The 26,738-nt window shown below is 57.1% G+C and carries 21 protein-coding genes and 2 pseudogenes; 8 read left to right on the top strand and 15 right to left on the bottom strand.

Annotated features, from left to right (window positions below):
• Position 1 precedes the first annotated feature (1 nt).
• The 3 genes from MRBLMR1_RS08755 to MRBLMR1_RS08745 are packed head-to-tail and all read right to left on the bottom strand — an operon-like array spanning position 2 to position 4,829.
• The gene (locus tag MRBLMR1_RS08755; protein WP_148147911.1) at positions 2–571 is read right to left on the bottom strand and encodes a chemotaxis protein CheB; all 570 of its coding nucleotides are present in this window, start codon (positions 569–571) and stop codon (positions 2–4) included.
• Complete coding sequence (locus MRBLMR1_RS08750; RefSeq protein WP_353654275.1) at positions 568–1,401, bottom strand: CheR family methyltransferase; 834 nt, start codon at positions 1,399–1,401, stop codon at positions 568–570. The genes MRBLMR1_RS08755 and MRBLMR1_RS08750 overlap by 4 nt, the downstream gene beginning before the upstream one ends.
• Positions 1,398–4,829: a response regulator gene (locus MRBLMR1_RS08745; RefSeq protein ID WP_500064126.1), complete on the bottom strand. Its 3,432-nt coding sequence runs from the start codon at positions 4,827–4,829 to the stop codon at positions 1,398–1,400. The genes MRBLMR1_RS08750 and MRBLMR1_RS08745 overlap by 4 nt, the downstream gene beginning before the upstream one ends.
• 306 nt (positions 4,830–5,135) lie before the next feature.
• On the opposite strand from MRBLMR1_RS08745, the gene MRBLMR1_RS08740 reads away from it, so the two are divergent.
• The gene (locus tag MRBLMR1_RS08740; RefSeq protein WP_500064125.1) at positions 5,136–5,489 is read left to right on the top strand and encodes a hypothetical protein; all 354 of its coding nucleotides are present in this window, start codon (positions 5,136–5,138) and stop codon (positions 5,487–5,489) included.
• A 140-nt stretch (positions 5,490–5,629) separates the two neighbouring features.
• Here MRBLMR1_RS08740 and MRBLMR1_RS08735 read toward each other — a convergent pair.
• The 6 genes and pseudogenes from MRBLMR1_RS08735 to MRBLMR1_RS08710 all read right to left on the bottom strand — a co-directional run bounded on the left by MRBLMR1_RS08735 (position 5,630) and on the right by MRBLMR1_RS08710 (position 12,476).
• Positions 5,630–7,170, bottom strand: a pseudogene (locus tag MRBLMR1_RS08735) (glycoside hydrolase family 43 protein).
• Between the two features lie 67 nt (positions 7,171–7,237).
• On the bottom strand, positions 7,238–8,041 hold the full coding sequence (locus tag MRBLMR1_RS08730; RefSeq protein WP_500064124.1) for an ABC transporter ATP-binding protein: 804 nt from the start codon (positions 8,039–8,041) through the stop codon (positions 7,238–7,240).
• Positions 8,042–8,043: 2 nt separating this feature from the next.
• Positions 8,044–8,892, bottom strand: coding sequence for an ABC transporter ATP-binding protein (locus MRBLMR1_RS08725; RefSeq protein ID WP_500064123.1), 849 nt, complete (start codon positions 8,890–8,892; stop codon positions 8,044–8,046).
• Positions 8,885–9,799 (bottom strand): ABC transporter permease, encoded by a 915-nt coding sequence (locus MRBLMR1_RS08720; RefSeq protein ID WP_500064122.1) that lies wholly within the window; start codon positions 9,797–9,799, stop codon positions 8,885–8,887. The genes MRBLMR1_RS08725 and MRBLMR1_RS08720 overlap by 8 nt, the downstream gene beginning before the upstream one ends.
• Positions 9,799–10,860, bottom strand: a complete 1,062-nt coding sequence (locus tag MRBLMR1_RS08715) for an ABC transporter permease (RefSeq protein ID WP_500064121.1) — start codon at positions 10,858–10,860, stop codon at positions 9,799–9,801. Before MRBLMR1_RS08715 ends, MRBLMR1_RS08720 begins: the two co-directional genes overlap by 1 nt.
• A gap of 26 nt (positions 10,861–10,886) precedes the next feature.
• Entirely contained in the window at positions 10,887–12,476 is a 1,590-nt protein-coding gene (locus MRBLMR1_RS08710) for an ABC transporter substrate-binding protein (RefSeq protein WP_500064120.1), read from the bottom strand.
• Between the two features lie 116 nt (positions 12,477–12,592).
• On the opposite strand from MRBLMR1_RS08710, the gene MRBLMR1_RS08705 reads away from it, so the two are divergent.
• The 3 genes from MRBLMR1_RS08705 to MRBLMR1_RS08695 are packed head-to-tail and all read left to right on the top strand — an operon-like array spanning position 12,593 to position 15,378.
• A complete protein-coding gene (locus tag MRBLMR1_RS08705; RefSeq protein WP_500064119.1) occupies positions 12,593–13,303 on the top strand; it encodes a GntR family transcriptional regulator in 711 nt (236 codons plus the stop codon).
• A gap of 1 nt (position 13,304) precedes the next feature.
• On the top strand, positions 13,305–14,225 hold the full coding sequence (locus tag MRBLMR1_RS08700) for a dihydrodipicolinate synthase family protein (RefSeq protein WP_500064118.1): 921 nt from the start codon (positions 13,305–13,307) through the stop codon (positions 14,223–14,225).
• Positions 14,226–14,238: 13 nt separating this feature from the next.
• Positions 14,239–15,378 carry a mandelate racemase/muconate lactonizing enzyme family protein gene (locus MRBLMR1_RS08695; protein WP_500064117.1) on the top strand — a complete coding sequence of 380 codons (1,140 nt, stop codon included), beginning with the start codon at positions 14,239–14,241 and terminating at the stop codon, positions 15,376–15,378.
• A 156-nt stretch (positions 15,379–15,534) separates the two neighbouring features.
• Here the strand turns inward: MRBLMR1_RS08695 and MRBLMR1_RS08690 are convergent, their stop codons facing one another.
• From MRBLMR1_RS08690 to MRBLMR1_RS08675, 4 genes are all read right to left on the bottom strand, one after another.
• On the bottom strand, positions 15,535–16,749 hold the full coding sequence (locus tag MRBLMR1_RS08690; protein ID WP_148147907.1) for a GGDEF domain-containing protein: 1,215 nt from the start codon (positions 16,747–16,749) through the stop codon (positions 15,535–15,537).
• A gap of 452 nt (positions 16,750–17,201) precedes the next feature.
• Positions 17,202–17,618 (bottom strand): MBL fold metallo-hydrolase, encoded by a 417-nt coding sequence (locus tag MRBLMR1_RS08685; RefSeq protein ID WP_148147906.1) that lies wholly within the window; start codon positions 17,616–17,618, stop codon positions 17,202–17,204.
• A 549-nt stretch (positions 17,619–18,167) separates the two neighbouring features.
• Complete coding sequence (locus MRBLMR1_RS08680; protein WP_500064116.1) at positions 18,168–20,351, bottom strand: amylo-alpha-1,6-glucosidase; 2,184 nt, start codon at positions 20,349–20,351, stop codon at positions 18,168–18,170.
• Positions 20,348–21,493 carry a glycosyltransferase family 4 protein gene (locus tag MRBLMR1_RS08675; protein ID WP_500064115.1) on the bottom strand — a complete coding sequence of 382 codons (1,146 nt, stop codon included), beginning with the start codon at positions 21,491–21,493 and terminating at the stop codon, positions 20,348–20,350. The genes MRBLMR1_RS08680 and MRBLMR1_RS08675 overlap by 4 nt, the downstream gene beginning before the upstream one ends.
• A 292-nt stretch (positions 21,494–21,785) precedes the next feature.
• Here MRBLMR1_RS08675 and MRBLMR1_RS08670 point away from each other — a divergent pair, with 292 nt between their 5' ends.
• The 4 genes from MRBLMR1_RS08670 (at position 21,786) to MRBLMR1_RS08655 (ending at position 23,968) form a co-directional block, all read left to right on the top strand.
• Positions 21,786–22,433, top strand: a complete 648-nt coding sequence (locus tag MRBLMR1_RS08670) for a transglutaminase family protein (RefSeq protein ID WP_500064114.1) — start codon at positions 21,786–21,788, stop codon at positions 22,431–22,433.
• 321 nt (positions 22,434–22,754) lie between these two features.
• On the top strand, positions 22,755–22,913 hold the full coding sequence (locus MRBLMR1_RS08665) for a cold-shock protein (protein WP_500064113.1): 159 nt from the start codon (positions 22,755–22,757) through the stop codon (positions 22,911–22,913).
• A gap of 164 nt (positions 22,914–23,077) precedes the next feature.
• Positions 23,078–23,293 (top strand): hypothetical protein, encoded by a 216-nt coding sequence (locus MRBLMR1_RS08660; RefSeq protein WP_500064112.1) that lies wholly within the window; start codon positions 23,078–23,080, stop codon positions 23,291–23,293.
• A 198-nt stretch (positions 23,294–23,491) separates the two neighbouring features.
• Entirely contained in the window at positions 23,492–23,968 is a 477-nt protein-coding gene (locus MRBLMR1_RS08655) for a hypothetical protein (RefSeq protein ID WP_500064111.1), read from the top strand.
• Between the two features lie 1,388 nt (positions 23,969–25,356).
• Here the strand turns inward: MRBLMR1_RS08655 and MRBLMR1_RS08650 are convergent.
• Both MRBLMR1_RS08650 and MRBLMR1_RS08645 read right to left on the bottom strand, forming a co-directional pair.
• Complete coding sequence (locus MRBLMR1_RS08650) at positions 25,357–25,734, bottom strand: hypothetical protein (RefSeq protein ID WP_183686984.1); 378 nt, start codon at positions 25,732–25,734, stop codon at positions 25,357–25,359.
• 865 nt (positions 25,735–26,599) lie between these two features.
• Positions 26,600–26,738 (bottom strand): annotated as a pseudogene (locus MRBLMR1_RS08645) (IS5/IS1182 family transposase); the annotation flags it as partial.

Below are 26,738 nucleotides of genomic sequence, written 5' to 3'. Positions count from 1 at the left end.
TTCAGCCGATCCTCCTCAAGTATTGGGATATTCCGTCAAGCGACATGACTGTCGCATCGGGGCAGAGCGCCAGGCCTGCCTCGGGCATGGCAGCAGCAAAAGCAGTTTCAGGGTCTTGGACGATCACGTGCCCGCCGGCGTTCGCAATCGCCAAAAGGCCCCTTGCGCCGTCCTGATTGGCGCCGGTCAGCAGGATGCCGACTGAACTCGCACCAAAGACGTCGGCGGCGCTTTCGAACAAGACATCGACCGACGGCCTGGAGAAAAGAACCGGCTCCTCATTGGTGAGGCCCAGCGTTTCGAAGTCCTCGACCAACAGATGGTAGTCCGGCGGTGCAAAATAGGCGGTCGCGGCCCGCAATGGTTCCTTGTCCTCAACCTCGATTACCCCGATCCGGCATTTCGCCCCGAACAGCTCGGCAAGAACACTGCGCTTGTCGGGCGGGATATGCACGACGATAATGATTGGCAACGGAAAATCGCCTGGCAAATCCGGCAGGATGGCGGTAAGCGCCTCCAGTGCTCCAGCCGAAGCGCCAATGACGATTGCCCTTGGGCAGGCAGCGCTCATCTGCTCACCCTCTGATAGATTTTTTCCTCGCGCACGAATTCTTTGAACTCTTCGCCATGCGCCGAGAATCGAAGGCTTTCCTTCGCGCCGATCCCCAGGAAACCCTTGCGCGCCAACGAATCTTTAAAAAGACCGACCGCTCGATCCTGCAGCGGCCGGTCGAAATAGATCATCACATTGCGGCAGGAGATTAGGTGCATCTCGCCGAATACCGCATCGGTGACGAGGCTATGGTCGGAAAAAACGACACGTTCTCGAAGCGTTCGGTCGAAGGAGACCCGGCCGTACCCTGCGCTGTAATAGTCGGAAAGTGAGGACTTGCCGCCCGACTTGCGATGGTTCTCCGTGAACAGCTGGATCCGGTCCAACTCATAGACGCCGGCCTCGGCCATTCGCAGCGCATCCTGGTTGATGTCGGTGGCGTAAAAGATGGTCCGGTCTTCAAGACCCTCCTCGCGAAACAGGATCGCCAGCGAATAAAGCTCCTCGCCGCAGCTGCAGCCGGCAACCCAGATCTTCAGCGATGGATAGGTCCTTAGATGGGGAACGACATCTTCGCGGATGGCGCGAAAATAGCCGGGATCTCGAAACATCTCGCTGACCTGGACCGTAAGATAGCCAAGGAGACGCGGAAGCATCGTCTCGTCATGCAGCACACGCTCCTGCAGGGCCGAGATCGTCGCAAAACCCATCTGATCACGGGCCTGCCTCAACCGACGCTTGATCGACCCCATCGCATAGTTGCGGAAGTCATAGTGGTAGCGGACATGAAGCGCCTCTAGCAGAAGCCGGATTTCAATGTCCTCGACTTTTTCGAAGGTCTCGATCACCGCGGCATCCACACACGTACGAGTGAGAGCAGCTTCTCCACATCGAGGGGCTTTGCCATGTAATCGTTGGCTCCGGCCTCGATGCAGCGCTGCTGGTCGTCAGGCATCGCCTTGGCGGTGAGCGTGATGATCGGCAGCTTCTTCCAGTCAGGATTTCTTCGGATCGTGCGGGTAGCCGTCAGTCCGTCCATGACGGGCATCATGACATCCATCAGGACGAGATCGATGGCCTTGGCCGCATCGCCCTGCGACTGGCCAAGCTTGTCGAGCGCCTCCTGGCCGTTGCGGGCGATCTCTATGACGGCTCCGCGCGGTTCGAGAATGTTGGTCAGAGCATACACGTTGCGAACATCGTCTTCGACGATCAGGATCCGTCGGCCTTCCAGCAACGCATCCCTGCTGCGCGCCTTGCGGATCATCTTCTGCTGCTCATCGGGCAGATCCGAAACCACCTGATGCAGAAACAGCGAGACCTCGTCCAAAAGCCGTTCCGGTGATTTCGCACCCTTGATGATGATGGACTTTGAGTAGCGGCGCAGTCGCTGTTCTTCGTCTGCAGACAGTACCCGGCCGGTATAGACGATCACAGGCGGGAAGGAATGGCTGCTGTCGGCGCTGATGGTTTCCAGAAGCTGGTAGCCGGACGCGTCCGGTAACGAGAGGTCGAGTACCATGCAGTCGAACGTCTGCTCCTTCAGAAGCGTCAGGCATTCGGCCGCCGTGCCCGCCCCGATCGTCTCGACATCATGGGAGGTGAGCAGCTTCGCCACGGCTTGTCGCTGCACCTCGTTGTCCTCGACGATCACAACGCGGTGGACACCTTGCGACAGCTTGGCGTCCAGTTTCTGCAGAACCTCGACGAGCTGTTCGCGCTGAACCGGTTTCATGACATAGCCGACAGCGCCAAGCGACAGTGCGGTCTCGGCGTAGTCGTCGGCGGAGACGATGTGGATTGGAATATGGCGTGTGCGCACGTCGCGCTTGAGCCTGTCGAGCACCGACAGTCCCGACTGATCCGGCAGACCGACATCTAGGACGATGGCGCTTGGCATATGCTGCCTTGCAAGGTCCAGGGCGTCATAGGCCGTGCCCGCAACAAGCGCCCGGAAACCCATTTCGCGGGCGAGGTCACGGAGGATCGCCGAAAACGTATCGTCATCTTCGATCACCAGCAGGGTACGCCTGCCATCGCTCGGCGCTGCCCGATCGTCCTCGACGATCTCATGGCGACTGATGCTGGATGGGCGTGCTTCCTCGACAACAGGCCGTGGTGCGGCGATCGTTTCGGCCGTTCGAATATTCCGGGGGAGAACCCGGGAGGGATCATAGGAAACTGGCACGATGACGGTGAACGTGCTTCCCTGGCCGTGACGGCTGGTCAGGTGAATGGTGCCGCCGAGCAACCGGACAAGTTCTCTCGAAATCGACAGTCCCAATCCCGTGCCGCCGAAGCGGCGGCTGATTGTTCCGTCTGCCTGATGGAAGGCTTCGAAAATGCTGTTCTGCTGCTCCTCGGCAATGCCGATGCCCGTATCCGATACAGCCAGTGCCAGCTGCCCGTCGCCAGCGCTGCGAAGGGCGAGGGTGACCTTGCCCTTTTCGGTGAACTTGAAGGCGTTAGACAGCAGGTTCTTGATAACCTGCTCGAGCCGTTGCGGATCGGTTTCAATGACCGCAGGTGCCTCCGGGGTCATTTCGATATCGAACTCGAGTTCCTTCGACCTGGCCACGGGATCGAACAGCTGTCGGATACTTCCCGCCATCCTTTCGAGGGAAACCGGCTCCGGAGTGATGTCCACATGACCGGCTTCTATCTTCGACAGATCGAGGATGTCGTTGATCAGGGTCAGCAGGTCATTGCCGGAAGACTGGATGGTCTGGGCGTATTTGACCTGTTCCTGGGTCAAGTTGTCGTCCGGATTGTCGGCGAGAAGTTTGGCCAGGATCAGTGAGGAATTGAGCGGCGTGCGCAGCTCATGAGACATGTTGGCGAGGAAATCCGACTTGTAACGGCTCGCCTGCTCGAGTTCGCGCGCCTTCAGCTGAACCGAGGCATTGACCTTCTCGAGATCGTCGCGCTGACCTTCCAGCTGCTGGGCCTGTTCTTCGAGCTGGGAATTGGTCTGCTCGAGTTCCACCTGCTGCTGTTCTAGCCGGGCCTGCGATTCCTTCAGCGCCCGGCCCTGTTCTTCCAGCTCTTCGTTGGAGACTCGTAGCTCCTCGCCCTGGACCTGCAACTCCTCGGCTTGCCTTTGCGTTTCGCGCAGCAAATTCTGTAGGTCGCTGCGGTACTTCGCTGAGCGAACAGCAGTGGCAATCGACGCAGATGCCTGATCGAGAAGGGTAAGGATCTTCTCATCGATTGCGCGCAAGAAGCCCAGTTCAATCACGGAGTTTACTGCCCCATCGACACCGCCAGGCGAAATCAGGAGATGCTTGGGTTTGTTGGTCCCGAGTGCTGATCCGAAGGTGAGATAGCCGTCTGGCACGTCGGAGACCAAGATCGGTTTGGCTCCCGAAACCGCCTGCCCCAAAAGGCCTTCACGCGGTTTGAATCGATCTGGCACGCTTGCGTTTTCCCGAACACCCCAAGTGGAGGCGAGCTCAAACTCATCTTCGCCCTGGACGAAGATTGCGCCGGCGACGGCACCTGTATAGCGAGCAAGGAATTCCAGAATGTTGTCGCCGAGCTCCTCGATGCGCCGATCACCGGTGACCGCGGCATTGAGGCCTACTTCACCAGACTGTAGCCAGTCCTGACGTCTTCTCGAAAGGGTTGATTGGCGCAACAGGGCGGCGATCGCCAAAGTAAGAAGTATACCAAGGAGGCCAGCAAGAATACTGCTAGCAAAAGCCGTCGTGTAGGCACTTTCCATTTCGGCTAAACGTTGAGCTCGCAGGCGGGCTTCTTCCTGCCGCATGGAAGTCAGTTGAGCGCGAACCGCATCCATCTCGGCCTTGCCGCGGTCGGAGTTGACTACAGCAAGAGCCGCATCGACGCCCTGTGTCCGTCTCAGGTCGATGCTCTCGCGCAGTTCGGAGAGCTTTGCATCGACATGAGACCGGAGCATCGCCAAACGTTGTTGTTGAGATGCATTGTCGCTGATCATGTCCCCGATTGTCTCGACACGCTTGGGAATTGCGGTGATCGCCGCGTTATATGGCTCAAGATACCGCTCGCTGTTGGTTAGAACAAACCCACGCTGCCCTGTCTCTGCGTCCTGGATCAGGGAGAGCAGATCTGAAAGCCCGACGATGACTTCGTGTGAATGGACGACACGCTCATTGTTGGAACGCAATGTCTGCACGTTATACCAGGAAACGGCGGCACTGATGACGAAGAACGCCAGTGCACCAGCCAGACTGAAGGCGACCGCAGGGTCGAGACCTAGGGTTCGCTTGGAGGGCGCGGTGGCGTAGGTTGTCATGTATTTCTCGATTGGGAGTAAATATTGCGGATCATGGGGCTCTTGAGCCTGATCCCTGGCCCGTCAAGTTGATACAGGAACCGAACCTGTGTCGAGCGGGGCTAATGAGAGATGATTTGGTGGCTTTAGCGTAAACGAATGAACGTCTCGCTGTATCGACGTGCGGTACTGGCCTTAGGCTAGCGCTCCTGGAAATACGGATGCTTTTCCCGTATTCCGGGTTCGCTTGCAACATTCGAAATGCCGATCTTTTCTTGATAATGTCTCACATCACGCCGCGTAACGCGCTTGCGGCCCGATGGTTCCATGAGATTTGAGAAAAATGTCGGTGATGAGTCCGGGCTGATTGATGAGTTTTTGCAAGAAAGCGGCTTTACCTCACAGAGCGGAGCCGCGCAGGAAGATAAAGGGCTGGTCAAAGAGACAATGCGCGCAGTTGGATCCGCTATTCTGACTATCGCGGGGGATCTTGCACAGTCTGAGCTATCTATCGCAGAAGATGTATCCGCCACAGCAATTGAGCTTCTCTCGAGATACCACATCGCCTTATCTGGGCTATCCCGTCGGCGCGACCCTTCATTGAACTCTTGGAGCAATAAGCATGCTCAACGCTTTTCTCAATCGCGCTTAGCGATATGTCAGCAACAGACCTGCCGCTGACCTATGGCGGTCGCAGGGTTCAGCGGCTGAGGTTGAAACTTGGCAAAAGCTGTTCTCAATACAGCACGATGCGGAGGCCCAAAGCCGATGTAATGCTTAAGAATTAGCTCGCAAAACACGGGTCACCAGTTCCATTCCGCTCAAGACCAAGACGAGTAAGAAAAATACGAGAAATCCGCGTGCATTGCCTGACCGCTCGTATCGTTTGCGGCCATGCCAAAAAATGCGCCGGTGAAGTTGGCGTATTCACCTTCGCCGTTTTCGTCGGACAACGCAGACTGATCGAGAACAGGGCCGATTCTTGTCCGGCCGTCATGCCAGTAGTAGAAGCGTGACGCGGCGCCGCGGACTTCAAGCTTCATGCGGACAGGTTCTTGCGGTGCTGCCACGGATTGCTCGAGCATCAGTTCTGTGTTGCCTTGGGGCCATCCGCCCGGGCAGGAAAGTATCTGCAGGTATGCAAAGCCGTTATAGTAGTCGTCCAGTCCCGCCATCTGATGATAGCTGGTGGGTTCGGCGTCAACGTCGGTTTCGACATCGAAGTCGAAGTCGGTCTGACGGCGTGCCACAAGTGCCTGCTCGAACGTTGATCCGATGGATTCATGCCCGGTCAGCCGCAAATGGCCCGGACGATCGGAAAGCGAAAACAGTCGATCGGGCAGGGGGCTGCGCAACCATTGGAAATCGGCTGGCAGTCGTTGTGGCGCATCGAAAGTATAGCGAACTGGAGTCGCCTCCGCGTCACTCGCCTTCAATCCACGGGGCCTGGCACTGATGTTTCCGGATCAGTCGGATCTGCGTGTAGGCGAAGCCATCCATCTTCACCCCAGACGCATTTCTGGATGGAGGTCTCTCGGCCGAGGACCGAGCGCCTGACGCCCGGCAGTGGTTTGCTGCAAAGATGTACCATGTAGGTTTCACCGTCCGGGGTGTCGACGATGTCACCGTGGCCAGAGAGCTGCAGAACGACGTCCGGGTTGAAGCGGCTTGTGAAGACATGAGTGTCAGGATGAACCTCGTATGGGCCTGTTATCTCCCTTGATCGCGCCATGGTGACTGCATGGCGCATACCGGTTCCGCCTTCTGCAACCAACAGGTGGTACCATCTCGTCGATAAAGATGCGGACCTTCAGCAAGACCAAGCGACGATCCCTGGAATATGTTGGTGATCGGTCCCACCAGCTTGCCTTGTGTCGCGTCGTATTCCTGAAGCACGATCCCGCCAACGGTGTCGGCCGTGCGCGGTAGTCCCATGTCAGGTTCAGCAGCCACTTGCGGCCATTGTCGTCGTGGAACAGTGAAGGATCGAAACCGGAGGAATTGAGATAGATCGGCGCCGACCAAGGCCCCTCGATCGTTTCTGCGGTGACAAGGTAGTTGTGACAATCCCTGACGAACCGGACTTGCGCCTGACCACGGTATAGATGACCCAGAAGCGGCTATCTTTATGAGTAAGGCACGGCGCCCCAGACGCCACACGAATTCTCTACGTCGCGCAGATCGAGTTGGTCTGCGCGCTCAAGAGGACGTTTTACCAACTTCCATGACTGGAGATCGTCGAGCGGTAAATCTGTACGCCGGGGTACCACTCAAAGGTGGATGTCGCGATGAAATAGTCATCGCGCACCCTGCAAATCGAAGGGTCGGGGTGAAAATCGGGAAGGATTGGGTTCTGGATCATTCGTTAACGGATCAGGGGAAATCAGCTTTGAGCTGCGCCAGGGCGGGCGGCAATCTGTGGGCAAAATCTAGGTCCTCACCGGGGATTGCGAGCGGAGCTGAGACTGGTCTTGCCTGTTTGTCGCCACGTAACCGCGACTGCCGTCCATCAGAACGCGCGTATAGGGATGCTGCACCGTATTTTCGAGCAGTTGCTGCCTGGTGGCAATCTCCACAAAACCGCCACTCTGCATGATCGCAACCCTGTCGCAGAGATGTGCGACGACCGCAAGGTCATGGCTGACGAGGATATATGTTAGTTTCTCGCGTTCCCGCAGGTCTTTGAGCAAGTTCAGAATTTCGGCCTGAATGGAGACGTCGAGTGCGGAAGTCGGCTCGTCGAGCAGCAGGATTTTTGGTTCGAGAATGAGGGCGCGAGCGATCGCCACGCGCTGCCGCTGACCGCCGGAAAGCTGGTGCGGATAACGGTAGCGGAAATTTAGCGGCAGGCCGACATCGGTCAGCACTTTTTCGATACGCTCCTGCCGACGGTCCTTGCCGTGGATTTCCAACGGTTCCAAAAGGGTGCGGCCGATCGTATGGCGCGGGTGGATGGAGCCGAACGGGTCCTGAAACACCAGTTGCTGCTTGGCTAGCTGAGCGCTGGTGCGTTTCTGGCCGATTGCTTCGCCGTCGATCTGGATCGAGCCGGTCCATTGCTTATTGCGGCCGGCAAGCGCGCCGAGTATGGTGGACTTGCCGCAGCCGCTTTCCCCGACGAGGCCGAAGGTTTCACCTTTCTGCACCTCAAAAGACACGTCCATGACAACCTTCAGGGCAGTTTCGCCATGTCCGTAGGAAACAGCCAGATGTTGGGCCTTGATCATGGTCATGTTCAATTCTCCAGCCATGCCGGGTCGCGACGCAGAACTTCCAGCCTGTCCTTGGGACGATCGAGGCTTGGAAGGGCGTTCAAAAGACCGCGCGTATAAGGATGTCGCGCCTGATCGAGATCGGCTGCGGAAATCGTTTCGACGACACGGCCGGCATACATGATGATGACACGGTCGCAGAAACTGCGCACCAGATTGAGATCGTGGCTGATGAAAATCAGGCCGATGTTTCGTTCCACAACAAGGTCGTCGAGGATCGATAGGACTTGCTGGCGGACAGTCACGTCGAGTGCCGAAGTCGGTTCGTCGGCGATGATCAGCGATGGCTTGGCGATCAGCATCATCGAGATCATGATGCGTTGGCCCATGCCGCCAGACACTTCATGCGGATAAAGATCGAACACACGTTCCGGATCGCGAATGTTGACACGTTCCAGCATTGCAAGCGTGCGGTTGCGCGCTTCCTGCTGAGTAGCGCGTTCGTGCAAGATCACCGTTTCGGAAATCTGCTCGCCCACGGTCATTACCGGGTTTAGTGAATATTTCGGGTCCTGCAGGATCATGGCGATGCGCCGTCCGCGAATGGAGCGCATCTCCTCCTCGCTTGCCGTCATGAGGTCGACATCCTCGAACTGCATGCGGTTGGCTTTGACGATCGCCTGCGGCGGCTGAAGGCGCATGATGGCGCGGCCCGTCGTGCTCTTGCCGGACCCGGATTCGCCTATAATTCCGATTTTCTCGCGGCCTAGGGTGAAGGATACGTCACGCACGGCGGTGGTAACGCCGGAAAGGGTCGGGAACTCGACGGACATGTTTTCGACCGTCAGAATGGTATCGAATGTGTTAGCCATTGCGGGGATCCATGATGTCGCGCAGCCCGTCGCCGAGCAGGTTGAAGGCAAGACTGACGGTCAGGATCGCAATGCCTGGAACCGTTGTCAGCCACCATGCGTCGAGAAGGTATTGACGGCCAGAAGCAGCCATTGCGCCCCATTCAGCCATTGGCGGCTGTGCGCCAAGCCCGAGGAAGCCGAGGCCGGCGGCCGTCAGGATGATGCTCGACATGTTGAGGGTCAGTCGCACGATGATGGAAGGCGCGCAGAGCGGCACGATATGGCGCAGCAGGATGCGTCCCGTACCGGCGCCCTGAAGTTCGGCGGCGATGACGAAATCGGCGTGGCGAAAGGTCAGCGTTTCGGCGCGCGCAAGGCGGGCGATCGGCGGCCAGACGGTGAGAGCGATGGCAATGACCGCATTTTCTATGCCGGGACCGAGTGCCGCCGAAAAGGCCAGCGCAAGGACTAGGCTCGGGAAGGAGAGAAAGATGTCGGTAATGCGCATCAGCACGACATCGATCCATCCGCCGAGATAACCGGCCGTTGCGCCGATCACGAAACCGATAGGGGCTACGATAATCGTGACCAGAATGGTGATGTAGAGCGTGGTGCGTGCTCCATAGATGAGCCGCGAAAAGACGTCGCGTCCGAATTCGTCGGTCCCGAACCAGTGAGTGGCGGACGGTGGCTTTAGCGCCGTCAGGAAGTCCTGCGCAAACGGATCATGCACCGCGATAACCGGCGCCACTGCGGCGACGATAATCAGCAGAAGGACAACGGCGAACCCGGCGAAGGCGAGCGGATTGGCGACGAGGCTGAGCCAGCCAAGGTAGATGCTGTGCAGACGTGACTGTCGAGACGATGTGAAGTCTTCGCTGATCAGCCAGTCGTGGAGGTTTGAAAAAGTACCGGACTTGGCCATTAGCGGGTCCTCGGATCGATGAAGCGATAAGCGATGTCGGAGAGCAGGTTGATGGCGATCGAGATGATGCCGATCAAAAGCACGCTTCCGAGCACGGCGTTCATGTCGGCGAAGAAGAGTGCCGATGTGAGGTAGGAGCCGAGGCCGGGCCAGGCGAACACCGTTTCGATCAGCACCGTACCGTCGAGCAGGCCGCAATAGGCAAGCGCAATAACAGTCAGGAGCTGGACACGAATATTGCGAAACGCATGCCGCCAGACGATCGGTCTCTGTCCGAGACCCTTGGCACGTGCGGTCAGAATGTATTCCTGGCGGAGCTGTTCCAGCATGAAGCTGCGCGTCATACGGCTGAGATAGGCCATGGAAGCATAACCGAGGATGACGGCCGGTGCGATGATGTGGTGAAGCGCGCTCCAGAAGACATTCCAGTGACCGCCCAGCGCAGAATCGATCAGGATGAAGTTGGTGCGCGCCTGCACAATGCCTTCGTCGTAAAGATAGATGCGGCCACCTGGCGGAATTGCTCCCAGGTAGGCGTAGAAGACAAGGATAACGATGGTGCCGAGCCAGAAGATCGGAGTCGAATAACCCAAAAGACCAACCACGCGGGCGAGATGGTCAACCCATGTCCCTTTGCGCACCGCCGCAACCACACCGAGCGGGATCCCGAGGCCAGCGCCGATGATCGTCGCGAGGGTGGCCAGCTCGATGGTCGCCGGGAAGACGCGGGCCAGGTCTTTCGAAACGGCTTGTTTTGTGATGATCGACTGGCCGAAATCCAGACGTACCACGTCATTCAGATAATTGCCGAACTGTACATAGATCGGCCGGTCGAGGCCCATCTCCTTATAGACGCGGTCGTAGGTCGCTTGGTCCGCCTGATCGCCGATCACCGCGATTACGGGATCGGCCGGAACCATTCGGCCCACCGTGAAGGTGATCATCATCAGTCCAAGCAGCGTTGTCAGGATCACGACAAAGGATGTTGCGATCTTGGCCGCAGCTTTAGGAAGCGGCGATTTCCTGCTCGGTGGGGCATCGGAGGTTTGTGTAATGCTCATGCCACTGTCCTTGAATTTTTTTACCGTCACTCGCCCTTGGTCACGGTGTCCCAGCGGGTAAGCCAGGTCGGGTGCCCGACATAACCTTTCACCTCGTTGCGGACCGCTTTCGGGTCGGTGCGTTGAAATGATGTGACGAGTGCCGGCGAAGACCGCAGATAGGCTTCGTTGATCCGCGCATAGAGTTCATCGCGCTTTTCCTGATCGGTCTCGTGTGCTGCCGCGGTGACCATGTTCTGGATCTCCTTGGGCACGTCCCATGCGGATCGCCAAGCCACCAGGCCAGCCAGTTTCGCGTCATCGGCATTGTTGGCATTGGTGGCGTATGATAGAAGGACGGCATGCGGATCGGGCAACCGCTCGCCTGTTCGCGATGAGAATAACTCGAACTGACGGGACCTGAATTTTCCGATCTGGTCGCCTATCTGAAGGTCGAGCTTGATGCCGGCTTTCGCGGCATTGTTCTGGAGCGAAACGCCGACTTCGGATTCCGGGGTGCCAGGCTGAGCGAAATAGACCTTCGAGAAACCGTCAGGGTAACCCGCTTCGGCAAGCAACCCCTTCGCCTTCTCGATATCGAGTTTATAAGGCATGTCAGTGGATGCGCCGGGAAGCCCACCCGGAATAATGGTCTGCTGCTTGATCCCGTAATATTTCATCACCGAACCGGCTAGGCCGTCATAATCGATGAGGTAACGGAACGCTTCGCGCACCTTCGGGTTCGAGAGGATTTTGTCCTTCTGGTTGAGCGCCAGATAATAAAATCCGAAGCCTGGCACTTTCTGCACGGTCACCTTGCCATCTCTTTCGAGGCCGGAAAGATCCGTCGATGACAGACGTGTCGCAACATCGACATCGCCCGCGTCGATCTGCAGGCGTTGAGCAGAGGATTCCGGCACGTGCCCCAAGTAGACACGCTTCATGGCGGGTACGCCCTTCCAGTAATCTTTGAAGGCATCGGCGATCAGAAGTTGGTTGGAGCGCCAGGTAACAAGCGAATAGGGGCCTGAACCGGCGTCGGCGATCTGAAGATAGTTTCTCGCCCAATCGCCATCCTTCTCCTTGGCAGCAAGGAAGGCGCTATCGACAATCGACGTGGAAAAGCTGGCCAGCGAATACAGGATGAGGTTCGGGTTCCAGACTTCGGGCGTCTCTAAAACGAGTGTCTGATCGTCGGCTGCCCGGATAAGCTGATCGACATTCTTTGCCGAAAATCCCCACTGACGCAGATCGGTAGAAGGTGCCAGTCCGAGTTTGACCAGCCGATGCAATGACCATTCCACGTCTCGTGCCGTGACAGGGTTGCCCGAGTGAAAAGTGACGCCTCGGCGAATCTTGAAAGTGAACGTCTTTCCATCCTCGGAGATTGTCCAGCTCTCAGCCAAAGACGGCTGCGGGTTGGTGATGTCGTCCGGGGGCAGTGAAATCAGCCGATCATAGAGGTTTGCCACGACCTCTGCAGCCTCCAACTGGTTGATCTCATGCGGATCAAGGCCCCTCATGGTCGTCATCATGATGGCAACAACCAGCTCGTCTTTCGGTGTCGCCGCGGTAGCCGGCTGCAGGGCCGCAGCCGTAAGGGCGCACGTCAGCAGCGTACGTTTGAGCGTTTTCATATAAGCCTCCCAAGGCTCCTCAACCTCGCCAATTCGAAATTTCATATCGACACGGATATCAAATCTGATATATCAAGTTTCACACAAATTGATCCTGGTCAACGGATTTTCGAAATATGGCGACTGCTAACATGCCTGCTTCAGGCAATGCCGAGTTTGAAAAGATCGACGCCAGCTTTCAGATGACGGTGCGCGATCACGTGCATCGTGCGATGCGTAGCGCGATCATTTCCGGTCGCTTTGCGCCGGACCAGAAAATCAATGAACGACATCTCGCAGAGCAGTTCGGTGTCAGCACGACCCCGATCAAGGAGGCTCTGCGCCAGCTTGAAACGGAAGGTCTGGTAGAGGCTCTCCCGCGGCGCGGCGTCGTTATCAGATTCAGCAGTTCATGGGCGGAGGAGATGATCCTCGCGCGTGCCGCACTGGAATCGATGATCGCGCACCTCGCGGCAAAACGCGTCGATGAGAAGGGCAGGACGGAGCTTCTGTCGATCGCCAACCGGATGAAGGAAGCAACCGTATCGGGAGATGCGGATAGCCTGATCACTCTCAACGAGAGGTTCCACGATCACATCCACCGGAGTTCGCAGTGCAGCTATCTCGCCAAGCTGATCGAACGCCAGCAATTTTATGATGCGAGCATTCGCCGGGTCATCCATCTTGACCCAAGCGAACGGCAAAAGGCGCTCGATGAGCATGTCGCAATCTCGGAGGCGATTGCCGCTGGAGACGCCGATAAGGCGGAGCGCACCATGCGTGATCACGTTGTCCGATCGGGCGACACGTATCTCGCCATTATTTTCAAGAAAAAGGGAGAAATCTGACGTGAGTGAGAAACTTCAGGCCGTGAGGAAGGCGCTGACCGGGATCTCCGGTGTGCCGGTTACCCCCTACAAAGGCGACGGCTCCATCGATTCCGCAAGACTGAAAACCCTCATCAAGGGGCTTGCCAGAGCTAGAGTGCATAACCTGATGGCTGCCGGAAATACGGGTGAGTTTTTCACCCTGACCATGGATGAAGTGCGCGAAGTGCATGCGGCGACCGTCGAGGCTGCTGCAGGTAAGTCTCTCGTCAGCGCGGCGGTTGGACGCTCGTTGACAGAGGCGAAAGCACTGGCAAAGGATGCAATCGCCGCCGGTGCCGATGCCATCATGGGGCATCATCCGATGGATCCGTTTGCAGGGCCGTCCTATCAGGCCAATTATTTCCTCGAATTGGCGGATTTCTCTACAGTGCCGGTCATTGCCTATGTGCGCAGTGACGCCTTTTCTGTTGCCGATTTTCGCAAACTCGCCCTTCATCCAAACATCGCCGGCATCAAGTTCGCATCGCAGAACCTCATGCTTCTGTCGGAGGTCATTCGCTCGAACCAGGATGCGCCAGCCATCTGGGTCTGCGGTCTCGCCGAAGGCTGGGCGCCTGCTTTCTACGCCATGGGTGCCCGCGGCTTCACATCCGGCCTGGTCAACGTCTTTCCGGAACGCTCGCATGCCGTCCATCAGGCCCTCGAAGCGGGTGATTATGCCCGTGCCCGTAGTTTGATCGACGGCATTGCCGGTTTCGAGATATTGCGGACTAAATATAACAACGGCGCCAATGTCACGGTCGTCAAGGAAGCGCTCGGCATGCTTGGCACCGATGTCGGTCCGGTGCGTCTTCCAGGTGTGGTCGCTCTCAACGATGAGGAGCGAAACATTCTTCGCGGCATCGTCGATCGTGTCAAAGCCGAAGCCTTGGCTGCCTGAGCGGAGAAACGACGTGCATATTACTGGTATTAAGACCTACATGCAGCGCGTGGACGAGCGCCCGCGCCTTCTTCTGAAGATCGAGACGAGCGAAGGCATTTCTGGCTGGGGGGAATGTTACAATCACGGCCCCGACTGGGCGCTGCCACCGCTTCTCGACTACCTCTTCCACCAGATCGAGGGGGAGGATCCGCGCCGGGTCGAATTCCTTGTACTGAAGCTTAACCAGCAATGCCGTTTTCCTCCCGGAGCCTTGGGCCTTGCCGCGATTTCCGCAATCGATCACGCATTGTGGGATATCGCCGGCAAGGCTGCAGGTCTGCCGGTCTACATGCTGCTCGGCGGCAGCGTGCGTGATCGGGTGCGGGTCTATTGCGGTGTCTATACAGCGCCTGATCCCGAACAGGTGCTTGAGCAGACGCTCAAGCTCAATGTTGATTATGGCTATACCGCCTTTAAACTCAGTCCCTATCGCCGCGACCTGCACTCAGGCCGCTGGGGTGAACTGGTGAAGGAGACCGGCGACTGGTTCGGTCGCATCCGCGAGATCACGCCTTCACAATTCGAGTTCGCCTTCGATGCGCATGCAAAAATCTTCGAGCCTTACAAGGCTGTCCAGCTCGCCGCCGCCATCGCCTCGAATGATCCGTTTTTTTATGAGGAGCCCATCCGTCCGGAACATATCCCGGCATGGAAGGAGTTGAAGTCGAAGGTAAACGTACCGCTTGCCACCGGCGAGTCGCTGTACAATCGCTTCGAATTCCTCAACCTCCTCACCAATCAGGGTGCGGACATCATTCAGCCGGATATCTGCGTTGTCGGCGGCGTGTCGGAAATGCGGCGTATCGCTACAATTGCGGAGGCGCATTACGTCACGGTTGCCCCGCATAACCCGATGGGGCCGCTGGCAACCGCCGTCAATGTGCACTTCTGCGCGGCGCAGCCGAATTTCCAGGTGCTGGAGTTCAAGCCGCATGTGCATGCTCCCTGGGCGCTCGATCCCTACATGCCCGTCGACGGCCATATAGAGCTTCGACCGGATCGCCCCGGCTGGGGCGTCGAGATCGACGAGAAAGTGCTGAAGAGTGACGACTATATTCACTGGGAACGAAAAGTAACCCGCAAGCCCGATGGCTCGACGGCGTACCCGTGATCAATAGAGATTGCCGCCATTCGGGCGGCAATCTCGGTTCATTGCTGAAATACATCCGAGCGCGAACAATCTAACCATTACGCCTCATCTAATCGAGGGATTGCAGGTCGTTGGTTACGATACCTTCAAGGCGCGCTTGTCCAAAAACGCTACGAATCAGGACGCCCCCATCGCCGCTACCCGCAACTGATGATGCGAGGGATCGGCTGAGGGGTGCAGCGGCAATTCGTTTGGCCGTGCGGTCTCAACGCGATTCCGCCCAAGGGCTTTCGCCCGGTACAGCGCGCCATCGGCGCTTGCAAGCATCCCGGCGAGGTCGTGGCAGTCCGGTGCAGCAAGGCCGATACTGACGGTGGCCCCGGTTTTCAAACCCTCTGCCCGAGCAGCTGCGTCGGCGAACCGGCTTGCGATCGCCGAGCCGCGACTGAGAGCTTGGGAATGGTCGCACCGCGGCAGAAGCGCAGCGAATTCCTCACCGCCCAGCCGGACAATAAGCGCGTCGGGCCCCGCTTGTTCGCGGGCGGTTTCGGCGAACAGCTGCAAAACCTTATCTCCGGTCGGGTGCCCATGACGGTCGTTAATCGCCTTGAAGTGGTCGAGGTCGAAGGCGAGCAATGAGACGGGGTCACAATGCCGCGCCCGGAGGATCCGAGATGCCTGCTCAAAAAAGGCGTGACGGTTTACAAGCCCGGTCAACTGATCGGTTTGTGACATGCGGAGCAGATGGAGCTTTTCCTCCTCTCGAATAATCATCAGAAAGGACATCGGCATCGCTACCGAGTACAAGACGGCCTCGTACATCGTCGCCTTCCCGACGATGGAGATAATATCTTGCCCGTACCGCTGAAGGAGAACAGGGGCAATGAACGCTCGGCCGAGGTAGAACACGGCATGGACGGCCGAGATCGATACTGCGATCGGACGTGAGCGCAATCGCTGGGCTGTGCGGCTGCGCAGAAGTATCCATGCTGTCAGGCCGCAGGTCAGCGCGATGGGAATAGACGAGACATGGTTCCAGAAGGCGGCCGGGAAGTGCGTGCCAGCGATCGCCCAGGCGGTGGCTAGGAAGCTTAGGGCTGCGACTGACGACCAGAGATACCGGTGACCGTCGAGGCCGGCGACGGCGTTAAGGACCAGAAGGTAGCCCAACATCATTAGGATGTTGACCGCCCCCATGCCGAGCGCGGCCTCAAAGTGGGTGCGGTTCATTGCAAGCACGCACCCGAGAACGAACGCGAAGAGTGCCGCGGCCAAAATACCGAGCACACGTGCGCGACCTGGATGTGCCTGCCTTTCCCAAAGGAGAAGCGACGCTGACACCAGCAGCGTTCCGACGGTTAGGTACCAAAGGGTTTGTAAATCGATTTGCATTGCTCTGCCTGCCTTACGTCAAAGCCTACAGGGTAGTTTTTATAAGATTCTTTATGTCGCCTCTGATGTCGCCGATATGGTTGGCGTAACCTTAAGCGTGCTGTTAAGTGCCGGCGTCAAATCTGGGGTGCTTTCCGGGAAAGGGCTTGCCGGCCAATCGAATGCGACGGTAGCTGCAGCGGTTCAACGTCTGAAAGCACATCTCTGTGCGCTACCGTATTTTTATAAACAGTATTCACAGGCAATGGGCCATGTCGCGGTTCACAACGTCTGTAGTCACGACCGAATATAGGCGATGATACCACTTTGAGAGGGGAACAAATTCCAGGATAGACAATCAAGCACTAAGTGAAAATCGGCATTGAAGGGTCTTAGGTTCGTGTCTATTCAAGACCTGCTTGGCCCGAATGGCGATGGTATTTTTTCGCCATTCAGGTATTAGCTCCCACTTGTCAGTCGGTCTTTATCGGGGCTGCCGAATAGTTTCCCCGAAAGCCAGAGGAAGTGACCATCGTTGGCCACGACATGGCCGAGGCCCGTAAGGAGACATGTGCCGCGCCAATCAAGCAGCCTTCACGCGCCGCATCCGCATAGATCTTCGCTCGCTCCGCACTTGCCTCAGCCGGATCACTGTCATAGGCGACGGTGACGGCCGGATCGGGAAACAATACCGGCGCGACATGCACGACATCGCCCCATAAAAGCAGCTTCTGTCCTTCGCTTTCGACGGCGAAAAAACTATGACACGGCGTATGGCCGGGGCTTGGAATGGCGCGAATGCTGGGCTCTAGCGGCTGGTCATAGCTGAATGCTTTGAAGCGTCCCCTCTTGAAGGGAGGGGCGAGCGATTGCTGGTCGCCATCGAACATGGATTTCAGGCGGTTGGAACTTTTGCTCAGACCAGACCGCAATCAGTACTGAAGGCGGTTTCTCCGCTCCAACAGAAGCTCGTGCTCTATAAGCGTCCTCCCAGCCGCGCTGAGTCCGGTGCCGTCGCCTTGATCGATCAACCCGAGACGAAGGAGCCTTTGTTCGCTGTCCGTAGAGAGCGCCACGTCTTCAGCTCTGAAAAGATGCAGAAGAGCGTGCCACTCTTCAAAAGAAACATCCCATCTGCCTACCATGATTTAATCTCCTCTAACGCAAAATTGTACTAGCACGGACTCGTGCGTGATGATTATTCTATGGCCACGATCTTCATCCAAAAAGCGGGGCTACGTCGGGAAGGCGTCGTTTACCACAGGCCGCTCGGATCTGAAGAATAATTCAGAACCCGCACCAAGCGGAAGCAGGGTTTGGTCATGGTTGGCTCCTGCTCTACTGCTCCACCGCCGCAAGGACTGCCTTTGAAGCGATGCTCCTATTGCCGCGCCAGCGGCTGGGGAGCCTAATATAAAACTTGCCGTTCAATGACCGGCTTACTTCACAATGAGGATCCTGGCGTTTCCTCTTCGGTTCAGAACATTCGTCGCTACGTCATTCCCGTATCGATGCATCCGAAAATCAGCTTGAGAGCAGCCTATCTGTATGTTCCGCAGCACGATCTCGTCGAGGAATGCAGGCATGATCGGATTGCGGAAACGGATCTCATCATCGCTGTGAGCCTGCTCAAGACCAAGACACGCCCCCAGAACGCCGAAGATAGCTGAGGCGGCCCATGCCTGCGGAGAGCAGGCAACCGGATATGGCGTCGGACCTCGACCCGGCTTCCGGATGAAGCCGCAGAACAGCTCTGGCAGACGCCGCATCTCTTGCTCTTTGGCCGCATCGAAAAGACCTTGGAAAACGCGCGCCGCGTCTTCCTTAAGACCGTAACGCACGAGGCCAATGGCGATGGCGGCATTGTCGTGCGGCCATACAGAGCCGTTATGGTAGGACATTGGATTGAACCGAGCTTCGCCCTGGGCAAGGGTTCGGATGCCCCAGCCACTAAATCCTTCCTTGCTCAGAAGTGCGGCCGCGACCCGCTTCGCCCTTGCCGGCGAAGCGATACCCGTGAACAAGGCATGCCCGGCGTTAGAGCTGCGCACGCGACAAGGTCTTTTCATCCCGTCGAGCGCCAGAACATAAGTCCCTAGCTCCTCGTCCCAGAAGTCGGCTTCGAACCGGAGACGCAAGTCTTCGGCGCCTTGTTTCAGATTTCCTGCCAAAACGTGGTGCCCAAGCCTCTCAGCCATCTGCGCTGCAAACCGCTTGGCTGCAAAGACATACCCCTGAACCTCGCACAAGGCGATCGATCCAACTGCGTCGGTACCATCTTCGTGAAAGATGGAGTCGTGGGAGTCCTTCCAGCCCTGGTTCTTGAGGCTGCCGTTCGTTTCGGCTTGATATTCAACGTAACCGTCACGGTCGCGATCTCCATAGTCGTCCATCCAGCGCAGCGCAGCGTCGATGTTCGGCCAGATCTCGGCGATCGTCTCCAAATCACCAGTCGCCTCCAGGTACATGCCCGCCAGCATAACAAAAAGAGGTGTTGAATCGACACTGCCGTAGTAGCGGCCAAAAGGAACCTCGCCAGTATTTGCCATCTCGCCATGGCGCATCTCGTGAAGGATCTTGCCCGGTTGCGCATCCGCTGCGGGATCAACTTCCTGGGCCTGCATCGCAGCAAGCGTACACAAGACGCCCTTGGCAATCGTCGGGTCCATCCACAACATGAACATTGCTGTGAAAATCCCGTCGCGTCCAAAAATCGTGCTGAACCACGGAACGCCCGCGTACGGATATAAGCCTAGTGGGGTCGAGGTGATCAGCATATAGACGTCGGAGGTGGCTCTACACGCGACCTCGTTGAAGAGATCGCTTGAACTCTCCACCGTCGCAATACGTCGCGTCTGGGTGCGTCGGGCGCGACGACTAGCACGATAGGCGCGGAAGAAATCCAGCACTAGCGCCTGCCCGCCTTCCTCGCAAGCAACAGTCATAAAGATCGAGCTCTTTTCACCCGGTCCGAGCACAAGCTCCAACGTCGCACGGTTTTGCTCCAGACGTTTCGGAACTGGTGCGAAGACGATCGACGTTCGCCGTTTCACCGCATCGAGGCCCGTGTACTGAAACTCAACTCTATCCGGCGCGACGACTTGGGACGTCTCCTGCCCACGCTTTTCCCGCTTCATGCCGCGAACTTCAAACAGGTCGCGAAAGTCGGCATCAAAAGTATAGTCGATTGTCAGCGTGCGATGGGAGGCCGTGAAGTTTCGTACGCTGAGCCGCTCGTAACACACCCCCTCGAACAGAAATTTGGTGCGTTCGAGAAAGATTGCTTCTCGTGGGACAACCTCTAGATCCTGATCGATTTCAGGATTCGTGAGATCCACAGAAAGCGCCGCCTTGTCGTCGTGACTGGACGAATTGAGCAGTAAAAGTTTCCGTCCCTGAAAACGAAGCTCCAGTTTCGACAGAAATCTCGTGTCGCGGTAGAACAAGCCTTCTGCAGCATCCGTACCGCCAATATCGCCGTGGCTGTTCAGGACGGCAAAGCTATTCCCGTCTTTAAGGTTTTGTAACGACCCACCGACAAGCGAGGTCTCCACTTCAATATCGTAGCGAGCGGTGTCGAAGGCGTGCGCTCCATCGTTTAATGCAACATTAGCTACCGTCATGAGATGGACCTATGAACTGAGGATAGGCTGACGCCACCAGTAGACTTTATGGTAGAAGCCAGTGGCGCTAAAGGTATAGAGAGATCGTGTTCAACCCGATGGTGATGTGGAATCGTCGCTGACTGTTCCGTCAGGCGTTCGTATTCGGCGACGTAATTCGACGCCATCCGAGTGGACGTGAACCGATTCTCAAACCGTTGTCGCACTGTCTTGCGGTCAAGAATAGCAGCCATGCGAACTGCTACAATGGCCTCTTCGATTGACTCCACGATAAACCCTGACGCCCCCTCATCCAAGACCTCTGGAACCGAGCCCCGACGCCAAGCAATGGTGGGCGTGCCTTCTTTCATGGCCTCGATCATGACCAGGCCAAATGGCTCGGGCCAATCGATCGGGAATAGCAGAGCAATCGCGTTTCCGAGGAAGTCGCGCTTTTCGTGATCGCCGATCTCCCCAATGAACTCGATCAGCGGGTCGTCAAGCTGCGGACGAATCACGTGATCGAAGTAGTCTTGGTCCGCTGGATCGATTTTTGCAGCGATCTTCAGCGGAATGCCCGTCCGCTTGGCAATTTCAATTGCTCGATCCGGCCGTTTCTCAGGCGCTATGCGGCCCAGAAAGGCTAGGTAATCACGCCTATGCGCATTGGAAGGCGCAGGCCCTTCTGGAAGACCATGCTGAATGTTGGCCAACCAGTTCGCGTTGGGAAGCGGCAAACGCTGGTCATTGGAGATGGAAACGAGCGGCATTTCTGTAAATGCGCGATAGACTGGGTGAAAATCCGGTAGATCGAGCCTGCCGTGTAATGTCGTTAGACAGCGTGTGGAGGAATCCCGAAAAGCAGGAAACTGAAGCAGATCAATATGGAAATGGATGACATCGAATGACGATGCCCGGCGGCGAACCTCGTCCAGCATCACGAGGAGGCTAGCAGTGTGATCCCGAATGCCTCGTAGTCGCAAACCCTGGGGGACAGCCCGTACGAGTTCAGCAGAGGTTTCCGAGTCTCCGCTGGCAAACAGCGTGACATCGTGGCCCTGTTCGACAAGTTCTTCGGTGAGCCAGGAGACGACACGCTCGGTGCCGCCATAGAGTTGAGGCGGAACGGATTCCGCTAGGGGTGCCACTTGCGCAATACGCATGAATTATTCTCTCTTGTGCCAAGCGCCAGTCCAGACGAGGTTTCGTGGGACCGCCAGCATCCGCTCACGAGGGCGTTGCTAATGCACAAGAACAGCGAGTACCTTATATGGGGAGAAAAACGCGTTTGACCAGGATCATGCCCTAGATAACGCCCACGACAGGATTCACTGGTAATTCGCAGCGAGCACTTGTTACAGTACCTGTTGGCTTTCCCAGGCCGAGTTTGGCCGAGACCGGCACGGCCGCCCCGTAAAGGACGTCAAGTAGCACCGACCTGTTTACCGCATCGGTTTGCAGCGTCAGGCGAGTAATTGGCCCATCAACAAGTTAAAGAGAAGGGCCATCGCGCGCCATCGGACGACTTACAGCTACCGTAGCCCCGTTCAGCTCTCTCCTTACCGACTACTGCTGCGACCGCGCGAGGGGCCGGAGCTCTTGCTGAAAAGGCACCAGATTGCAGCTTCTCCCGGAAACAGGGTTTTCTGGACAACCGATGTGTTCGGGAACGCAGATGCGACCGTGACGTTCTCGGAGCCGACCAAACAGCTCGAGATCGTCAGCCATGCGGATGTCGATCTGAAATCACCAGCCTGGCCCGTGTTCGATATCGCTGCGTCGGGCGCAAGCTATCCCTTCCGCTACGAGGATAGGATTGGAAAGACCTTGGCGCCCTCAGGGGTGTCCAGTATCCCGATCCTTGGCGTATTGCAGCAGTGGGTCAAGGGCTTCGACATGGAAAATTCGACCGATACGCTGTCGCTGTTGAAGGATCTTAGTGCCGGGGTTTCGAACGGTGTCGCCTATAATGCGCGCGATACAGGAGAAACGCAGCCTCCGCTGGAGACCATCTCATTGCGGTGCGGGAGCTGTCGGGATCTTGCGACGCTCTTTGCCGAAAGTGTCCGGGTTCTTGGCCTCGGGGCGAGGATCGTGTCCTGATATCTCTACGACCCGACGCATACCCTCGTCGGTTCGTCGCCGGGAGGCTCGACCCCACGGGCGCCTTTCAATCGATGGACATCGCCTTCATTGGCTGATGAAACCTGAACGACAGGCGGAAATGCTGTGATCACACGCGAACAGGATATAAATCCGATGCGTCCCTTGTAAAACCAGAACCTGTGCCCATATATTGATCATCGACCATTGGTTGTGACGTTGGTCCGGAGCTTGGCTCCCGTCGGATTTCCTCTCAAATCATCGATCTTATCCCGCAAAGCATCTCGGGAACCACAACGATTGTTCTGAAAGGAAATCGTCATGACTACTGGCACCGTCAAATTGTTCAATACCACCAAGGGCTTCGGCTTCATCCGACCTGACAATGGCAGCACGGACGTGTTCGTCCATTCATCCGCCGTCGGGCGCACCGACCGCAAGTCCGGGAAAAGCTCCGCCGAAAATCTTCAGGCAGCTTAAAGTTTTCATTCGCCCCGCTGACCACGGATGTACTGGCAGCAGAGCTGAGTGACTGTGAGAGGTCGGGTTAGCGCCCGGCCTTTTTTGTTTTTGGACCGGGCCAAGGCTCTGATGCTACCCGGCTTCTTGGATACGTCCGAGGACCAGACCGAAAGAAGATCATCATGAACATGACGAAGCAGGCATTCTTCAAGCCCGAAAAGATCTCCGCACGAGACAAGGCCGCGACCACGAGTGAGGTCGCTCGCCAGATCATTGAAACGGAAGCGGCCGACCGGACCCGGAAAACAGCGCGTCTGCGCCAGTTGCGCGAGGCGCAGCCGATCGAGCCGAAGCCAGTCCGCCCAACGCGACGCCGAAAGACAGCAATAGCGGCTTGATTGCAACCTTTGACCGGAGCTGGTGTGGCAACACCGCTTTGGTCGGACCAGTGCAGTCTCGGCGCATAAATCGGAAGGATCGGATATGACTGCCACTCCTACAAATCTTCTGTCTGGCTATTCCAATGCGGCTCCAGTAGCCGTCACCGTGATCAGCTTTGTTTTTGTCATGTTCTTGATGGGGGAGGGCTGGCTTTGGTGAACATATCCGACCTGAAGCAAGCACTTTTGCGAAGGCTTCTGAGGCGAGCGGATTATGCCACGCTCGACCTGAAGCCCGAGGTGGGGACGAACCACTTAGCCGAGACCGTTCTCATCGAGCAGATCCGGTCTGGGATGATCGCGCTGGAGGACTACCCGGCCGCCCGTACCACCGGCCTGAAAAGTGAGCCGACGGATCAAGTAACGATCTCGTCCGAGCAGGCGCCTTCGCTGAACGATCCTGTGTCGGAAAGCGAAAAATCGAAAGCGCAGATCGAATTTGCAGCGAGCTCCAACGGCGACCGTTGGTTCTTGTGCGGGGACGGCAAGCACGGTGGCCGCTTTGTGCTGCATCGTTCCAATCCTGCGTCGGGCGGACACGAGACAACCAGCGCCGTCGAGGCCTTCCTCGAACTTAGACCTATTGGGCCTGAGCATGAGGCGTTACGAGCCCTAATAAAGGTCCGGGGATGACGCTGGCCGTCTTAGGGCACCGCTCAAGCTGCGGCGACAGGCGAACCCTGAAGTCAGCCTTCACAGCTGCTGCCAGGTTTTGTGGGGCTCAGGGTTTGCAGATCCGGGTCCCATTGAAGAATACGCGATCGCTGTCGCTCGCCGTGGCTTTGCGTCCAGCGTGAATGATCCTCTGGACACCACCTCCCACGAGGATCTCTGCCACCTCATCACATTCACTTTCTCGCAAGAAAATTTCGATGACGGCGACATTCCGGCATATTGGTGCTCTCCAGCCACTTCATCGCCCCAGCGCAGGATGTTAGGCTTTTCGGCTCGCCGACTTGCGCAGCGGCAAGCGTTTGCTCCGCGGCCATTGCAATCAGGGCTTCGTCTTTCAGAAACGTCGGGAGGCTCGAAAAATTGCGGAGTGTTGCCGACAACCATATGGGGAGTGGACGTCACAATCTGTTTGAAAACGTTGCCGTGCCATTCTCCGTAAGAGCTCGAACGAGAGCATTTCAGCTGGTCATCTGTTTTGGTCGATCGCACGAGGCGATGGCTGCTGCTCTGCCTCATGGTCCGGTAGCCCGAACTTTATGACTGCTGAAACGAGTACGGCTAAGATCAATATTGCCAGAGCGAGCTTCATCGCGGTCTCCTCCTAGAAGAAGAATCTAACTGATCAGCGACTGCAAAGTTCACGGCTAGAGAAGCGTAGGAGTTAATGCGTCAGCCGTCAGTTTCGTGCCGCTGGTTTCTCGTTAGTGTTCCGAGCTGGCCAAGCATCACCGCTCACTATCGAGAACGAGATCGTCGTTGACGAAGCTCAGGACGATTAAGCCGCTCGTTGCCATCAAGCCGCTGATCGGCAGACCGGCGAGAAGGCCCACACAAGTACCGTAGCAACACTCCGCCGTGGCAAGCCTGCAAGACGGCCAGATGGGAAGGCTTAGGCGCTAGGCCTTCGCGACCTCTACCTACCAGCACTCAGGCGAGATATGCGCCGGGACCAACAATGATCCGAACATCCTGGTGGCGAAACACCGTATACCGCACCACGGCAACCCGCTCCCTTTGGGACATCAACAATCGAGACCGTGAAGCGCAACCACGATAGACGGCACCCGCTCCTACCGGCGCGATCGCAAGAACCACTGGCGACGATGGCACAGCGCAGGTTCATCAGAGCGCCACATCTACATTGATCCCCGACGGCTTCTGGGTGCGTCGCGATCCGCATCGCTACAATGCGACGATCCGGGAAATTCCCTCCGTATTCGTGCGGATGGCGTCTGGCGCGGCCGGCACGACCAGGTATGTCGCAGATGATACATCGGCCATAAGCTTGGGGCTCCGATGTGAAGTAGCCCACCGCCCGGAGGGTCTCGATCAGAGCGAGTGATTTCTCATTCAACAGAGAAAGAAAATGCACACTCGACTCCGTTCATCCGGGCAATGCGGTTTTGGAAGAAGGAAAGAGTGAAGGTCTCCCCATGGATCGTCTTGAAAGCTCTCTCACTTGGAAAGCGATCCAATTTAGGAAGGTACCCTAGCTGTGAAGTGGTCTGGATTTCAGCTCCGCAATTTTCATTGTTCCCGCCAAACTCAAACCGTATCGAGCCAGTATCTGACGCTTTAACTGCGTAAGTCACTCTGTCACCCTTCAGGGACAAACCCCGGAAGGAATGCACAACCCCGTCGGTCTGCGTCACTTCTATGGCTGGATCTTTTGCTACAACAGGAGTCGCAGTTGCCAAGATAGCAAGGAGTGCAGGAATGCGCATGGGAGTCTCCATAAAAATCATCATTCGCACAGTCGCTACGTGCTAGCTATCCGTTTGTTCAAAGCAACACCGTCCGGACATCATCATTATTCCTGGTTGTCCGCCATGGCTTTGCCGCCCAGCTGCGTATCTAGTTTCAGATCGCTGTCACGGTCGTTCTGGATGCTCCCGGTGATGGAGCGCGGGGGCGTAGTTGCACTGAGCGGGGGCGCCCCATTCTCCCTTACATCCACGTCCTACAACGAGGCCAGCGACGACGGCGGGTCGGAGCGCTGACCTCTCCCGCAGAGGGGTAAGCCTTGGGCCTGCGGTTTCGGCAGCCCAAACATTGGGCTAATTTCGGAAGGCAAAGGCTCGTCCAGGGTAGATGGCGAGCCCTCGTCTCCATAGCCCGAACAGGTGGGCGATCAGTAACTAATCCAAACTGGGGTAGTTCCGTGGGGTAAGGAAGAAATGTCCAAGTTTAACCGCCCTGACATCGGCAGGCACCACACCTAGTATTTAACGAGGGGCGTAATAAAGAAGGTTATCAATTGCTGAACGCCTATGCCGCGGCGGCCACTCCAAGGCGGAAGATCGGCCAATACTTTAATGATGGTTCTTGAAACAATGGTAGAACGCAAGGCTTCGACACCGCACCGATCTTTGACGGCGGCCGCAGACAGCCATCCTGACCGCCCCGAAGGAACTTTGGCATGATCCAGGCTTTTCATAGTGGATTTATGAGCGCGATGAACGCCTAATCCATTAGCTTCAGGGGACGATGATGTATCATCTAGGCCGCGTGATTGATCATGTGCATCTTCGGGTGTCAGATCTCGAAAGGAGCCGGCGGTTTTATCGAGCCGTCTGTGACGCGCTCCATCTAGGACGCGGACTCATTAGCTGATGCGATCCATATCCTCGTCGCTGCAAGTTTGAGAGCGGCGAGATAGTTGTCGGCACGTCGGTCATATCGGGTTGCTAGGCCCCGCATCTGTTTGATGCGATTGAAGAAGCGTTCT

Origin of the sequence: Neorhizobium sp. LMR1-1-1.1, from assembly GCF_040675795.1 — a bacterium.
GTDB lineage: Bacteria > Pseudomonadota > Alphaproteobacteria > Rhizobiales > Rhizobiaceae > Neorhizobium > Neorhizobium cellulosilyticum.
Note: the sequence above shows the minus strand (reverse complement) of the source record. Positions and strands in the feature narration are given on the sequence as shown.

Bases quoted from the DNA above. Each gene is read 5' to 3' on its own strand.
- MRBLMR1_RS08685 (WP_148147906.1), bottom strand. From the start codon at position 17,618: ATGTTCGATGGCGACCAGCAATCGCTCGCCCCTCCCTTCAAGAGGGGA.
- MRBLMR1_RS08715 (WP_500064121.1), bottom strand. From the start codon at position 10,860: ATGAGCATTACACAAACCTCCGATGCCCCACCGAGCAGGAAATCGCCG.
- MRBLMR1_RS08710 (WP_500064120.1), bottom strand. From the start codon at position 12,476: ATGAAAACGCTCAAACGTACGCTGCTGACGTGCGCCCTTACGGCTGCG.
- MRBLMR1_RS08705 (WP_500064119.1), top strand. From the start codon at position 12,593: ATGGCGACTGCTAACATGCCTGCTTCAGGCAATGCCGAGTTTGAAAAG.
- MRBLMR1_RS08730 (WP_500064124.1), bottom strand. From the start codon at position 8,041: ATGACCATGATCAAGGCCCAACATCTGGCTGTTTCCTACGGACATGGC.
- MRBLMR1_RS08745 (WP_500064126.1), bottom strand. From the start codon at position 4,829: ATGACAACCTACGCCACCGCGCCCTCCAAGCGAACCCTAGGTCTCGAC.
- MRBLMR1_RS08690 (WP_148147907.1), bottom strand. From the start codon at position 16,749: ATGCAAATCGATTTACAAACCCTTTGGTACCTAACCGTCGGAACGCTG.
- MRBLMR1_RS08680 (WP_500064116.1), bottom strand. From the start codon at position 20,351: ATGACGGTAGCTAATGTTGCATTAAACGATGGAGCGCACGCCTTCGAC.
- MRBLMR1_RS08675 (WP_500064115.1), bottom strand. From the start codon at position 21,493: ATGCGTATTGCGCAAGTGGCACCCCTAGCGGAATCCGTTCCGCCTCAA.
- MRBLMR1_RS08665 (WP_500064113.1), top strand. From the start codon at position 22,755: ATGACTACTGGCACCGTCAAATTGTTCAATACCACCAAGGGCTTCGGC.
- MRBLMR1_RS08725 (WP_500064123.1), bottom strand. From the start codon at position 8,892: ATGGCTAACACATTCGATACCATTCTGACGGTCGAAAACATGTCCGTC.
- MRBLMR1_RS08720 (WP_500064122.1), bottom strand. From the start codon at position 9,799: ATGGCCAAGTCCGGTACTTTTTCAAACCTCCACGACTGGCTGATCAGC.
- MRBLMR1_RS08740 (WP_500064125.1), top strand. From the start codon at position 5,136: ATGAGATTTGAGAAAAATGTCGGTGATGAGTCCGGGCTGATTGATGAG.
- MRBLMR1_RS08755 (WP_148147911.1), bottom strand. From the start codon at position 571: ATGAGCGCTGCCTGCCCAAGGGCAATCGTCATTGGCGCTTCGGCTGGA.
- MRBLMR1_RS08660 (WP_500064112.1), top strand. From the start codon at position 23,078: ATGAACATGACGAAGCAGGCATTCTTCAAGCCCGAAAAGATCTCCGCA.
- MRBLMR1_RS08650 (WP_183686984.1), bottom strand. From the start codon at position 25,734: ATGCGCATTCCTGCACTCCTTGCTATCTTGGCAACTGCGACTCCTGTT.